Source organism: Streptomyces beijiangensis (genome assembly GCF_017315755.1).
Lineage (GTDB): Bacteria > Actinomycetota > Actinomycetes > Streptomycetales > Streptomycetaceae > Streptomyces > Streptomyces beijiangensis.
On the sequence record NZ_JAFLRJ010000094.1, the window covers coordinates 13,979 to 27,797 of the forward strand.

General features: G+C 69.4%; 12 protein-coding genes. 4 read left to right on the top strand and 8 right to left on the bottom strand.

Going from position 1 to position 13,819, the window contains the following annotated elements; genetic code table 11:
- Positions 1-10 precede the first annotated feature (10 nt).
- The 8 genes from J0695_RS10430 to pflB form a co-directional block, all read right to left on the bottom strand.
- Entirely contained in the window at positions 11-1,432 is a 1,422-nt protein-coding gene (locus J0695_RS10430) for a NarK family nitrate/nitrite MFS transporter (protein WP_307798541.1), read from the bottom strand.
- Between the two features lie 2 nt (positions 1,433-1,434).
- A complete protein-coding gene (locus J0695_RS10435) occupies positions 1,435-1,803 on the bottom strand; it encodes a hypothetical protein (RefSeq protein WP_206961621.1) in 369 nt (122 codons plus the stop codon).
- Positions 1,800-2,468, bottom strand: a complete 669-nt coding sequence (locus J0695_RS10440; protein WP_206961622.1) for a Rieske (2Fe-2S) protein — start codon at positions 2,466-2,468, stop codon at positions 1,800-1,802. The genes J0695_RS10435 and J0695_RS10440 overlap by 4 nt, the downstream gene beginning before the upstream one ends.
- Complete coding sequence (locus tag J0695_RS10445; protein WP_206961623.1) at positions 2,465-3,064, bottom strand: 4Fe-4S dicluster domain-containing protein; 600 nt, start codon at positions 3,062-3,064, stop codon at positions 2,465-2,467. Before J0695_RS10445 ends, J0695_RS10440 begins: the two co-directional genes overlap by 4 nt.
- Positions 3,065-3,072: 8 nt before the next feature.
- Positions 3,073-5,358, bottom strand: coding sequence for a molybdopterin oxidoreductase family protein (locus J0695_RS10450; RefSeq protein WP_206961663.1), 2,286 nt, complete (start codon positions 5,356-5,358; stop codon positions 3,073-3,075).
- A gap of 2 nt (positions 5,359-5,360) precedes the next feature.
- Positions 5,361-6,356, bottom strand: a complete 996-nt coding sequence (locus J0695_RS10455) for an MFS transporter (RefSeq protein WP_307798543.1) — start codon at positions 6,354-6,356, stop codon at positions 5,361-5,363.
- 188 nt (positions 6,357-6,544) lie between these two features.
- Positions 6,545-7,378, bottom strand: a complete 834-nt coding sequence (pflA, locus tag J0695_RS10460) for a pyruvate formate-lyase-activating protein (protein ID WP_206961624.1) — start codon at positions 7,376-7,378, stop codon at positions 6,545-6,547.
- 97 nt (positions 7,379-7,475) lie between these two features.
- Positions 7,476-9,734: a formate C-acetyltransferase gene (gene pflB, locus J0695_RS10465; protein ID WP_206961625.1), complete on the bottom strand. Its 2,259-nt coding sequence runs from the start codon at positions 9,732-9,734 to the stop codon at positions 7,476-7,478.
- 168 nt (positions 9,735-9,902) lie between these two features.
- Here pflB and J0695_RS10470 point away from each other — a divergent pair, with 168 nt between their 5' ends.
- The 4 genes from J0695_RS10470 to J0695_RS10485 all read left to right on the top strand — a co-directional run bounded on the left by J0695_RS10470 (position 9,903) and on the right by J0695_RS10485 (position 13,817).
- Positions 9,903-11,069, top strand: a complete 1,167-nt coding sequence (locus J0695_RS10470) for a low temperature requirement protein A (RefSeq protein ID WP_206961626.1) — start codon at positions 9,903-9,905, stop codon at positions 11,067-11,069.
- The gene (locus J0695_RS10475; protein WP_206961627.1) at positions 11,066-12,091 is read left to right on the top strand and encodes a P1 family peptidase; all 1,026 of its coding nucleotides are present in this window, start codon (positions 11,066-11,068) and stop codon (positions 12,089-12,091) included. The genes J0695_RS10470 and J0695_RS10475 overlap by 4 nt, the downstream gene beginning before the upstream one ends.
- Positions 12,092-12,233: 142 nt before the next feature.
- Entirely contained in the window at positions 12,234-12,956 is a 723-nt protein-coding gene (locus J0695_RS10480; RefSeq protein WP_206961628.1) for a DUF6227 family protein, read from the top strand.
- Positions 12,957-13,097: 141 nt separating this feature from the next.
- A complete protein-coding gene (locus tag J0695_RS10485) occupies positions 13,098-13,817 on the top strand; it encodes a VC0807 family protein (RefSeq protein ID WP_206961629.1) in 720 nt (239 codons plus the stop codon).
- Positions 13,818-13,819 lie beyond the last annotated feature (2 nt).

Consider the following 13,819-nt stretch of genomic DNA (forward strand, 5'->3'; position numbering starts at 1 on the left):
CGGCGGCGGATCAGCTCGGCGCCTCCGCGCTCTTGCGGGCATAGAACCACCAGCAGACCACCAGGCAGCTCGCGTAGAAGACGATGAAGCACCAGAGCGAACTGGTGATGGAGAAGTTGGCGAACATCGCGGGGATGAAGAAGAAGCCGTAGGCGGCGATCGCGGAGCTGAAGCCGATGACGGCACCCGACTCCATCTCCGACTGCTTCAGCGCCTGCGCCTCGCTCTGCGACTCGGCCCGCAGCGGGCCCTTCATGTGCTGGTCCCGGAAGATCACCGGGATCTGGCGGAAGGTGGACCCGTTGCCGAGACCGGAGAAGAAGAACGCGAACAGGAATCCGGCGTAGAAGATCCAGAAGTTGCCGTCGTCGCCACCCGTGGGCAGGGCGTTGATCACGACGACCAGCGAGACGGCCATGCCCACGAAGGACAGCATGGTGACTCTCGCCCCGCCCATCCTGTCCGCGAGCCAGCCGCCCGCCCAGCGCATGAGGGCGCCGATGAACGGGCCGATCCAGGCGTAGGTGGTGGCCGAGTAGGCCGGGTCGATCGGGGTGAAGGTCGTCTTGATCAGGTTGGGCAGCGCCGAGGCGAACCCGATGAACGAGCCGAAGGTACCGACGTAGAGCCAGGTCATCATCCAGTTGTGCTTGCGCTTGAAGATGATCTTCTGCTGGCTGAAGGGAGCGGCCGCGACCTTCAGGTCGTTCATCAGGAACCAGGCCATCAGGGCCACGATCACCAGCAGCGGCACCCAGAGGAAGGCGCCGTTCTGGAGCCAGACGTCGTCGCCGTTCTTCTTGCTGGTGAGGGGTCCGCCTGCCGGCGCACCGAGGACGGCGGCGGTGACCACCAGCGGGGCGACCAGCTGGACGACGGAGACGCCCAGGTTGCCCAGGCCGCCGTTGATGCCGTTGGCGTTGCCCTTCTCCTTCTTGGGGAAGAAGAAGCCGACGTTGGCCATGGAGGAGGCGAAGTTCGCGCCGCCGATGCCGGCGACCGCGGCGATCAGCGCCATCTCCCAGTAGGGGGTGGTGATGTCCTGGAGGGCGAAGCCCAGCCAGAGCAGCGGTCCGATCAGGATGAGGGTGGAGACCGCGGTGAACTTGCGCTCTCCGAAGATCGGCCCGATGAACGTGTAGAGGATGCGGAAGGTGCCGCCGGTGAGGCCGGGGATCGCCGTCAGCCAGAACGCCTGCGAGGCGCTGTAGCTGAAGCCGACGTCATTGAGCTGGACGACGGTGACCGACCAGACCTGCCAGACGACGAAGGCCAGCATGAGCGCCGGCACCGAGACCCAGAGGTTCCGGTTGGCGACCTTGCGGCCGGTGGAGCGCCAGAAGGCCTCGTCCTCCGGACGCCAGTCGGTGATCGTCGAGCCCGGACGGTAGGTGTCCGTCCCGGCCGGCGGCGTGGGGGCGGTGGTGCTCACGTTCATCGGTCCTTCGGGTCGAGACGCCAGAGTGCGAGGACGACGAGGAAGGACAGACAGAGGAAGCCCGCGCCCCACCAGGCCGTACCGACGTGGCCCTCCATCCAGGAGTCGACGGTGATGGTGAGCGCCCAGAGCTGGCCGACGACAACCGTGAGGGCGAGCACGAGACGGGCGGTCAGCCTGGCTGAGCGCTCCGGCTCCTGGTCGGTGCCCGCTCCCGGGCCGGGTCCTGTGTGCCGGATCCGGGGGTCGCCGTAGCCGCTGGTCGAGCGGATCTGGGGGTAGCGCTCGGCGACGGGGCGGTTGAGTCTCGGCTCGGCACTGCCCGGGTGGTATTCGGGCCGGGGCGGCGGCTGTGTCCCGCTCATCGCGCCTCACCCCGGTTCTGCTCGCTCACGGCGACGCCCCGGCAGCCGATCCGCGCGGCGGCCGGGGAGTCGGACTCCTTGAACTCGCGGCACAGGGCGTCCTTGGTGGACTCCCCCGAGCGGGCCGTGGCGACGGCCCAGACGCTGCCGTCCGACTCCTCGGTGAGCAGCACCCTGGGCAGTGGCCTGGGCGGCGGGCCCGCGGTGACCTCGCCGGTGCGGGCGTCGAAGACCCCTTCGTGGCAGGGGCAGTACAGCTCGCCCTCGCTGCCCCGGTCCTTGCGCCACAGGACCGCGCAGGCGAGGTGGGTGCAGATGGCGGAGTAGCCGGCGAGGGTGCCGTCCGTGAGGCGTACGGCCACGGCGCGGTCCTCTTCGCCGGGGAAGCGGAAGGAGACGGATTCGCCGGGCTGCAGCCGGTCGGTGACCTTCTTGGGGTCGGGAAGGGCTTCGCTGTCGCCGTGCCGGGGCAGCACCCCGGCGGCGACGCCCAGGCCGCCGACGGCCAGGCCGCCGGAGACGGTGGCGACGATGCGCAGGTAGTCGCGGCGGGTGGTGAGCGAGTCGGCGCTGATCCGGTCGCGGAGTGCCGCCTGGGCGGCGTCGGGGTGTGGTTGCGGTTCGCCGCCGGGCGGCTGGGCGGGGGGTTGCTCGGTGACGCTCAACGGACGTCGACTCCATTCACCTCGACGACCGGGAGCCCGCCGGGCACCGGCCACTGGACCTTGTCCGCGGGGACGACCATGGCCACGCCCGTGGAGACGACCACGTCACCGAAGGTGAAGGAGTCGGCGACCTGGACGCCTGGGCGCTCCGCCTGGAGCTCTTCGAGCGTTCCGTAGAAGAGCGCTCCGGTCGGGCAGACCGTGGCGCACATGGGGGCGAGACCGTAGGCGGTGCGGTCGTAGCAGAGGTTGCACTTCATCTGCAGCTTCGCCTGGAGGTCGATCTTGGGGACGCCGAAGGGGCAGGCGTTGACGCAGTTGGAACAGCCGATGCAGCGGGACTCGTCGGCCTGCTGCACCACTCCGTCGGCGGTGATCAGGATCGCGTCGGCGGGACAGACCTCGGCGCACGGGGCGACGGGGTCCTCGCAGTGCATACAGACGGAAGGCAGGGAGGCGACGGACTGGCCGGGGTCGGTGTAGTCGAGGTGGATCATCGACTTGCCGCGGTGCGAGTCGCATTCGCGGCAGGCGGAGACACACGCCTGGCAGCCGATGCAGCGGCCCGGATCAATGAAGATCGTTTTGCCCATCATGGCGGGGCTCAGCTCCTGTCTGCGGTGCCGCGGCCCTGCGGGGCCGTGGGCGGCAGGGGGTCGGTGCGCGAGACCTGGGTCTCCGGATAGGCCTGGTGGCCCGGCGCGGTGGGGGGTGCGGGGACTTCGTCGATCTGGGTCGCGGCCTCGATGCGGCAGGCGCAGACCTTGTACTCGGGGATCTTGGAGCGGGGGTCGAGTGCGTCGATGGTGAGCGCGTTGGCCGCGGTGGGGACCGGCCAGTGGTACGGGACGAAGACGGTGTCGGGGCGGATGGCCTCGGTGACCAGGGCGGGGAAGACCGCGCTGCCGCGGCGGGTGACGACCCGGACGGGGTCGCCGGACCTGAAGCCGTGCGAGGGGTGGACCTCCACCCAGGGGCGCGGGGTCTGCTCGACCAGGCCGCCGAGCCTGCGGGTCTGGTTGCCGGAGAGGAAGTGGGCCACGGTGCGGCCCGTGGTGAGCGACATCGGGTGGTCGTCGTCGTACGGGTCCATGGGGAGGTGCCAGTCCACGACCTGCATATGGATGGTGCCGTCCGGGTGGTACGTGCGGCCGTCCTCGAAGAGGCGGGGGGTTCCCGGGTGGTCGGTGGAGGGGCAGGGCCAGGCGATCCCGCCGGTCTCCTCCAGGCGCTCGTAGGTGATGCCGTAGTAGTCGTTGACCGTGCCCGCGGAGGCGACGCGCAGTTCCTCGAAGACCGAGCGGGAGTCGGGGAAGTCGAACTTGTCGCCCGCGCCGAGGCGGCGGGCCAGTTCGCAGATCACCCAGGTGTCGGTGCGCACCCCGGCGGGCGGCTCCTGCGCCTTGTTGTGCTTGACGACGCGGGCCTCGGCGTTCGCCATGACGCCCTCGTCCTCGGCCCAGGTGGTGACGGGGAAGACGACATGGGCGTTGGCCGCGGTCTCGGAGAGGAAGAAGTCGAACTGGGCGTGGAACTCGGCGGTGTCGTAACCGTCCTTGACCACCGCGTAGTTGGGGAGGGAGACGAAGGGGTTGTTGCAGATGCCGATGAGACCGCGGATCTCGCGGCGCTGCATCTGCCAGACCATCTCCATCATCGAGGTGCCGGCGGTGGGGAGTTCGGACTCCTCGATGCCCCAGATCTCGCAGATCTGGCGGCGGTGCTCCTCGTTGAGGATGGAGCGGCCGCCGGGGAGGAGGTCGGACTTCTGGCCGTGTTCGCGGCCGCCCTGGCCGTTGCCCTGGCCGGTGATCGTCCCGTAACCGGCGCCGGGCTTGCCGATGTTGCCGGTGGCGGCGCAGAGGTTGATGACGGTGAGGCAGTTCTCGACGCCCTGCGAGTGGTGCTCGATGCCGCGGGCGTGCCACGCCATCGCCTTGTCCGCGCCGGCGAAGGTGCGGGCGACCTGGACGACCTGGGAGGCGGGGATCCCGCAGATCTCGGCGGCCCGCTCGGGGGTGTACTCGGCGACCTTGGCGCGGACCTCCTCCCAGCCCGTGCAGTGGGCGGCGAGGAACGCCTCGTCGGTGAGGTTCTCGCGGACGATCACATTCAGTACGGCGTTGAAGAAGGCCGCGTCCGTGCCGGGCTTGAGCGCCACATGGATGTCGGCGGTGCGTGCGACGGCCGTCTCGCGCGGGTCGATGACGATGAGGCTCGCCCCGCGGTCCCTGGCGCCCCACAGGTACTGCGTCATCACGGGGAAGCATTCGCCGACATTGGATCCGGCGATGAGCAGGCAGTCGGTGAGGAGGATGTCGGAGAAGGGGTTGCCCGCCCGGTCGATCCCGAAGGCCAGTTTGTTGGCCCCCGCGGCGCTGACCATGCACAGGCGGCCGTTGTAGTCGACGTGCCGGGACTTGAGGGCGACCCGGGCGAACTTGCCGACCAGATACGTCTTCTCGGAGAAGAGGCTCGCCCCGCCGAGCAGGCCGAAGGCGTCCTTCCCGTACGCCGCCTGGATGCGGTTGATCTCGGAGACCGTGAAGTCCAGCGCCTCGTCCCAGGAGACCTCGCGGAACTCCTCGTCACGGGAGCGGCGCATCAGCGGGGCGGTGAGCCGGTCGGGGTGGTTGACCTGCTGGTACGCGTTGATGCCCTTGGGGCACAGGCGCATCCGGTTGATGTCGTGGTTGCGCGGTTCGACGCCGAAGACCTTGCCGCCCTTGTCGACGCGCAGATACATCCCGCACTGGATTCCGCAGAAGCAGCAGTGGGTGGGGACGAGGGTCTCGCCGTTCTGGTCGGCGTGCCACTTGTCGGCCGGGATGCCGCCCGCGTCGCGGAAGTTGCGGGTGCCGGGCGGGGCGATGGACGGGTCGAGCGGGATCGTCACTTGAAGCCCTTCTTCACCTGGGTGAGATAGGCGCTGCCGCGCAGCACCCGCTTGCAGCGCGGGCAGTACTCGGCCCACTGGTCGAAGCCGAGGTCGAGGTCGCGCATGGTGGAGCGGAGGTTCTCGACGTAAGGACCGGTGTCGATGGGCTCCTGGCAGCGGCGGCAGTGGAAGATCTGCTCGTCTTCGCGGGTCGTGTACTTGAAGAGCTGCATCCCCACCGCCGCGGGCCGCTGCACGATGTGGAAGAACTTCCCGAACGGGATGTAGATGAGGGTGAAGACCACCGAGACCATGTGCATGATCGCCAGGAACTCGTAGCCCCCGCCGTGCAGGAAGATCGAGGAGAAGGTGAGCAGCAGCCCCGTCACGGAGACGACGATCAGCGCGATCAGCGGGACCAGGTCGTAGGCGAAACGCTGTCCCGTCATCGCGCCGCGGTCCTTCATCCGCCGCCACAGGAAGTACGCGGCACCCGGGATGACCAGCACCGCGGCGATGTCCAGCCCGTGGAACATCAGCCAGCCGAGGATGCTCGCGGAGTCGTAGCCGATGACCTTGATGCCCCAGATCCGCATCTCGTAGCCCGGGCCCGAGCCGGTGGACGAGGTGAAGGTGAACCAGCCCCAGGTGAGCGGGAAAGTGATCGCCGCGGCCAGCAGACAGCCCCAGAACATCAGCTGGTGGGCCGCCCAGCGGGCGTGCGAGCGCGCGCCGAGGAACTTCTGGAAGCCCAGATAGGTGGCGATCATCTTCGGCAGGGCGGTGGGCGCCTTGCGGAAGTTGTCCATCGAGAAGAAGCTGCGCCAGCCCTGCCGGAAGAGACGGCGGGCGCCGGGGGCCGAGATCCACATCGTGTAGCGGTACGCGACGCCGAAGGCGAGGAAGACGGAGGCGACGGCGTACGGGAGGAGCGCCGAGTCGAAGTCGCGCAGGCAGTGGCTGCCCAGCACGATCGCCACGACCAGAAGCAGCGAGACCGCCACACCCACGGCCGTGGCCCTGGTGGCGACGGAGCGGGGGGCGGCGGCCGTGGGTGTGGCGGCGCTGTCGGCAGGGGCGGCACGTCCGGTGCGGACGGTGGTGCGGCGGGGGGCGCTGGCGGCTCGGTCACTCCATCACTGTAGGAACGACAGGGGTTTTATGCTGTTTTTGTGGGACAGATGAGTGGTTGGTTCATTCAGATGGCTTGCAGGCCGTGGGCGGCGAAGACCGCCTTGGCCGCCTGGACCTCGTCCGGGGTCGGCGAGGGCGTGCCGCGCAGCGTGAAGTCCTTGCCGAGGGCCTCCCACTTCGCCTCGCCCAGTTTGTGGAACGGCAGTACGTCGACCCGGGAGACATTGCCGAGCGAGGCCGCGAAGGAGGCGACGCCCTCGATGTTCTCGGCGGAGTCGGTCAGGCCGGGCACGAGTACGAAGCGGACGTGGACCTCTTTGCCGAGGTCGGCGAGGCGTCGGGCGAAGTCCAGGGTGGGCCGCAGCTCGCGCCCGGTGACCTCGGTGTACGTGGCGCGGTCCCAGGACTTGATGTCCAGCAGGACCAGGTCCACATCGCGGAGCAGCGCGTCGGTGGCCCTGGCGCCCAGGTACCCCGAGGTGTCCAGGGCGGTGTGCAGGCCCAGCTCGTGCTTGTAGCGGTGGAAGAGCTCACCGGCGAAGACCGCCTGGAGCAGCGGTTCGCCGCCGCTGATGGTGGCGCCGCCGCCCGCGGCCCTGATGAAGGTCGTGTACTTGGCCGCCTCGGCGACCATCGCGTCGGCCGAGGTGCGGGTGCCGTTGCGCATCTTCAGGGTGTCGGGGTTGTGGCAGTACAGACAGTTCAGCGGGCAGCCCGCGAGGAAGGTGACGAACCGGGTGCCGGGGCCGTCGACACCGGTCGACAGGTCCCAGGAGTGGACCGACCCGGAGACCGGCCGGTGGGTGGCCGCCCCCGCGGGCGTGGCAGGCGTGGCAGGCAGCACGGGCACTACGGGCAGTACGGGCAGTACAGGCGTGGCGGGCAGTACGGCGGTCATGGCAGGACCTCCTGGTCTCACGGTGTGACCCGGTGGTTGGTTGAACCGCAGCCCGGGGCCGGTGCGAGGAAGCGCGGCCCCGGGCTGCGGAGTTCTTCTACAGCGAGCCGTGGAACGTGCGGTTGATGACGTCCAGCTGCTGCTCGCGGCTGAGGCGTACGAAGTTCACCGCGTAACCCGAGACCCGGATGGTGAGCTGCGGGTAGTTCTCCGGGTGCTCCATGGCGTCTTCGAGGGTGGCTTTGTTGAGGACATTGACGTTCATGTGGAAGCCGCCGCTCGCCATGTACCCGTCCAGGACGCCGGAGAGGTTGGCGATGCGCTCCTCGGGGGTGCGGCCCAGTGCGTCGGGGGTGACGGTGTTGGTGAGCGAGATGCCGTCCTCGGCGTCGTCGTACGGAAGCTTCGCGACCGACAGGGCGGAGGCGATGTAGCCGTGCTGGTCGCGGCCGTTCATCGGGTTGGCGCCCGGTGCGAAGGGCTCGCCGGCGCGGCGGCCGTCGGGGGTGTTGCCGGTCTTCTTGCCGTAGACGACGTTCGAGGTGATCGTCAGGATCGACTGGGTGTGGACCGCGTCCCGGTAGGTGGGGTACTTGCGGAGCTTCTCCATGAAGTCGTGCACGATCTGCACCGCGAGCTGGTCGGCGCGGTCGTCGTTGTTGCCGTACGCCGGGTAGTCGCCCTCGATCTCGAAGTCGACGGCGAGACCGCTCTCGTCGCGTACGGGCCGCACCTTGGCGTGCTTGATCGCCGAGAGGGAGTCGGCCGCGACGGAGAGGCCGGCCGCGCCGAACGCCATCGTGCGCATCGGGTTGTAGTCGTGCAGCGCCATCTCGATGCGCTCGTAGGCGTACTTGTCGTGCATGTAGTGGATGACGTTCATCGCGTGCACATACGTCTTCGCCAGCCAGTCGAGCAGCGCGTCGTACTGCCGGGCGACGGTGTCGTAGTCCAGGACCTCGTCCGTGAGCGGCTCGAAGCCCTCGGCGACGATCTGGCCGGTCTTCTCGTCGCGGCCGCCGTTGATCGCGTACAGCAGCGCCTTGGCGACGTTGACGCGGGCGCCGAAGAACTGCATCTGCTTGCCGGTGGCCGACGGGGAGACACAGCAGGCGATGGCGGTGTCGTCGCCGTACTTGGGGCGCATCAGGTCGTCGGACTCGAACTGGATGGCCGAGGTGTCGATGGCCACCTTGGACGCGAAGTCCTTGAAGCCCTGCGGCAGCCGCTGCGACCAGAAGACGGTGAGGTTCGGCTCGGGGGCCGGGCCCAGGTTGTAGAGGGTCTGCAGGTAGCGGAAGGAGGAGCGGGTCACCAGCGGGCGGCCGTCCTCGCCGATGCCGCCGATGGACTCCGTCACCCAGGTCGGGTCGCCGGAGAAGCCCTGGTTGAAGTCCTCGGTGCGCAGGAAGCGCACGATACGGAGCTTGATGACGAAGTCGTCGATGAACTCCTGCGCCTGCTGCTCGGTGAGGACACCGGCCTCGATGTCCCGCTGGAGGTAGATGTCGACGAACGTGGAGGTGCGGCCCAGCGACATGGCGGCGCCGTTCTGCTCCTTCACCGCGGCCAGGTAGGCGAAGTACACCCACTGGATCGCCTCGCGGCCGGTGGCGGCGGGACGGGAGATGTCGTGGCCGTACGAGGCGGCCATCGTCTTCAGCTCGCCCAGCGCCTTGATCTGCTCCGAGATCTCCTCGCGGTCGCGGATGACCGGCTCGGTCGCCCACTCCTCGCCCAGGCGGGCCTTCTCGGCCTCCTTCTCGGCGATCAGGCGGTCGACCCCGTACAGGGCGACGCGGCGGTAGTCGCCGATGATGCGGCCGCGGCCGTACGCGTCCGGCAGGCCGGTGATGACACCGGAGGAACGGCAGGCCCTGATCTCCGGGGTGTACGCGTCGAAGGTTCCCGCGTTGTGCGTCTTGCGGAGCTTGGTGTAGATCTCCTTGATCCGCGCGTCCGGCTCGTAGCCGTAGTCCTTCAGCGAGGACTCGACCATGCGCCAGCCGCCGTTGGGCATGATGGCGCGCTTCAGCGGGGCGTCGGTCTGCAGGCCGACGATCAGGTCCAGGCTCTCGTCGATGTAACCGGGGCCGAAGGCGTCGATACGGGACGGGGTCGACACGTCCACGTCGTAGATCCCCCTGGCGATCTCCTCGGGGAACAGGGCGAGCAGCTTGTCCCACACCGCCGTCGTCCGCGCGGTGGCACCGGCGAGGAACGATGCGTCGCCCTCGTACGGGGTGTAGTTCTGCTGGATGAAGTCGCGGACGTCGATGGCATCGCGCCACAGGCCGCCCTTGAACCCGTCCCAGGCTGTCCCGTTCGTCCTCGACTCCGCCGCCGCTGCAGTCATGGCCCGCACCTTCCGAATCATCGTGCTCTTCCTTCTTCTCCATTCCACTCCTGTACGGGCACTCGGGCGGCCCGCAATGGTCCTGGTTAGGGCACCGATGGTCCCCCCGCCTGGCGTTTTATTCGGGACTTAGGGCCCGGAGGCGGTCGGCTCTGATGTTCTTGGCCCATGCCGCTCACCCCGCGCCTCATGACCGCACGCTCGCGCGACGAGGCGCACCGCGCCTCGACCCCGCTGGAGCTCTTCTTCGACCTGTGTTTCGTGGTCGCCGTCGCCCAGGCGGGCGGCCGTCTCGTCCATGCGCTGGCCGCCGGGCACACGGCGGACGGCATCGTCCACTACCTCATGATCTTTTTCGGGATCTGGTGGGCGTGGATGAACTTCACCTGGTTCGCGAGCGCCTACGACATCGACGACACCCTCTACCGGGTCGTCACCCTGGTGCAGATCGCCGGTGTCCTGGTCCTCGCCGCCGGGGTGCCCCGCGCCTTCGACGACGCCGACTACCGCCTCGTCGTCTCCGGGTATCTGGTGATGCGCCTCGCGCTCTGCAGCCAATGGCTGCGGGCCGCACTCTCCGAGACCGACGCGGGGGCCCGCAGGACGGCCATGCGGTACGCGGGCGGGGTGGCGCTCTGCCAAGCGGGATGGGTGGTGACCCTGCTCGTGGTGCACGCGGGGCCCGCGGGATTCGCCGCCATGGCCGTGGCGGAGATGCTGGTGCCGTGGTGGGCCGAGCGCACCTCGAAATCGCCCTGGCACCCCGGGCACATCGCCGAGCGGTACGGGCTCTTCACACTGATCGTGCTCGGTGAGACGGTCGCCGCAGCGACCGTCGCCGTACAGGAGGCGATGGACGAACACCATTCGCTGGGCGAGCTCCTGCCGATCGCGGGCGGCGGGCTGCTGATCGTCTTCGCCGCCTGGTGGATCTACTTCGCGGTGCCGATCCACGAGTACCTGGCGAACGCGCGCAGCGGCTTCCTCTGGGGGTACGGGCACTTCCTCGTCTTCGGGTCGGCGGCCGCGATCGGGGCGGGCATGGAGGTCGCGGTGGAGCAGGCCGTGGGCAAGGCGGAGATCTCGGTACGGGCCGCTTCGGCGGCGGTGACGATTCCGGCCGCGGTGTTCCTGCTGACGGTGTGGCTGCTGCACTCCCGCCACTTCAAGCGGACCGCCGCACAGCAGTTGACGCTGCCGCTCTGTGCGTTGGGCGTGCTGGCGGCGACGCTCGCGGGCGGGAGCGCGGTCCTGGTGGCCGGTCTGGCGACCGCACTGACCGTGGCCGTCGGGGTGACGCTGGCCTCGCGGGATGCACCAGAATCCGCCGTATGACAGCAGATGCACTGACCGATGTGACGGGGCTGCGGGTCGGCCATGCTCGGGTGGCGGGCGAGCGCGCGCTGAGCGGGACCACGGTCGTACTCGCTCCCGAGGGCGGCGCGGTCGCCGGTGTGGACGTACGGGGAGGCGGTCCCGGCACGCGCGAGACCGACGCGCTCGACCCGCGCAATCTCGTGGAGCGGGTGGACGCCGTGGTGCTGACGGGCGGCAGCGCGTACGGGCTGGACGCGGCGTCCGGGGTGATGGCCTGGCTGGAGGAGCAGGGGCGCGGATTCCCGGTGGGTCCCGGGGTCGTGCCGGTGGTCCCCGGCGCGTGCCTCTTCGACCTCGGGCGCGGCGGCGACTGGCGGGCCAGGCCCGACACCTCGACCGGGCGGGCCGCCGTGGAGGCCGCGGCCCGTACGGTGGTCGGCGCCGCGGTGGAGGAGGGCAACGCGGGCGCGGGGCTCGGCGCGGTCGCGGGCGGGATGAAGGGCGGCGTCGGCACGGCGAGCGTCCGGACGGCCTCCGGGGCCACTGTCGGCGCGCTCGCCGTCGTCAACGCGGTCGGCTCGCCGGTCGACCCGCTGACGGGCGTGCTCTACGGGGAGTACGGCGGCCCGGAGCGGCCCGCGTACCCGGATCCGGAGATCCACGAGGCGGCACAGAGGCGGCTGACCGATGCGCGCGCCGCGAACGTGCGCCCCCCGCTCAACACCACGATCGCGGTCGTCGCCACCGACGCCGCGCTCACTCGCGCCCAGGCCCAGAAGCTCGCCGGCACCTCCCACGACGGGATCGCCCGCGCGGTGCGGCCCGTCCATCTGATGCACGACGGCGACACCGTCTTCACCCTCGCCACCTGCACAGGACCCGCGGTCGACCCGGCCGTGCTCAACGAGATCCTGGCCGCGGGGGCGGACGCGCTGGCGCGTGCCGTCGTACGGGCGATGCATGCGGCCCGGACCGTCGAGGGACCCGGCGGCACGTTCCCCGCGTACCGCGATCTCTACGGCCTGCCCGACCTCTACTGACATACGGGGAAAGGGAATTGACGGGGCGTACGGGAACTTCGCGTGCGACCCCGCTCGTTTCCGGAACCAAGACCCCATTGTCAGACCCAGGAGCTACGTTAAGTCCAACACTCGTAACAAGCCGCGACGGCCTGGAGTCACCTTGAGCGATCCGTACGAGACCACCGAGGAGCACCTCGCGAAGCTCCTCGGGCGCGCCCTCAACTCCTTCGAGCTGCCCGATGCCGCCGTCGCACGCCTCGACTCCGCACTGGCCCACAGCACTTCCCTGCACTCCTCGCACCACAGCTCCCTGTCCGGGCTGCACCGCGAGACCTACCGCCATACGTTCCTGCTCACCGACGGCAGCCATCTCACGATCTGGGAGATGGTCCACAACACCCAGCACGAGCTGTACGTGACGGAGGACGAGGCCCTCATCGCCGCCTCGCGGGTGCGCGCGGGCTATCCCCTGGAGGCGGCGTCGCCCGAGGAGGAGCCGGAAGCGGACCTGGAGATCCTCAGGTCCCTGATGTCCGCTCCCCCGATGGAGATCCCCCGGGTGTACGTACCGGACAACTCCGCGGACCACGCCCGCCGCGTGCTGCGCCGCGCGGAGAACGCGGACCGGCCGGGCGAGGCGACCGCGCGGCTGCTGCGGCGCGCCTTCGCCCACGAGATCCTCCAGGCCTTCGGCGCGAACTGCTTCTTCGAGTCCACCGCCTTCACGCTGTACGAGCACGCCTTCCTGCTCCTGGACGGCAGCGAGGTCAGCCTCTGGGAGGTCGAGCACACGGCGACGCCCGACGGCCGCCATATGTGCGAGGTGTACGAGACCGAGGGCGCGGCCCGCGATGCGATGGAGCTCCGCTCCCAGGTGCGCTGATCGGGTCGTGCTGATCGGGTCGTGCTGATCGGGTCGTGCTGATCGGTCAAGAACTTCCCAAGTGACGGATGCCGAACCTGGCCCATGGTTCGCTTCCGCCGACCACGCGGCGAACTGCCGTTCGGGGGAAGGAAATTGACCATGCAGAAAACAAATGTACTGACGGTGTGGGGGCCGACGGTCCTGTTCAGCATCCTGCTGCCCTGGATCACGTACGGAATACTCACCGACCACGGGATGAACGAAGTCCCCGCACTGCTGCTGATCTCCTGCTGGCCCGTGGTGGAGCTGGCGATCTACTTCGGGATCCACCGGCGGGTGGACGAGTTCTCCATGCTGATCCTGATCACGCTGGTTCTGGGGGCGTTGAGCGCACTCGCGTACAACAGCGCGAAGCTGCTCTTCCTCAAGGACTCCGCGCTGACCGGGCTGCTCGGTATCGCGTTCCTCGTCAGCCTGGCGCTGAAGCGGCCGCTGATCTTCTACTTCGGCCGGAAGTTCGGCACGGACGGCTCGCCCGAGGGGGTCGCCGACTGGAACGCCATGTGGGACAAGTACCCCGGCTTCCGCGCGACGCAGCGCAGGCTCACGATCGTGTGGGGTGTGGCGTTCCTGGTCGAGGCGGGGGTGAAGGCGGCGCTGGTGTACATGCTGGACACCGGGACGATGGTCGGGGTGTCCAATGTGCTGCCGTTCGTGGTGCTCGGGTTGCTGATGGTCCACACGATCCGTACGGGACGCAAGGGACGGGCCCGTCGGGCGGCGACGGAGGCAGCGGAGGCTGCGGAAGCAGCGGGGACGCCGGGAACAGCGGCGGAGGCGCAGCCCCCGGGGGCCACACCTCCGCCGGCCGAGGCCTGAGG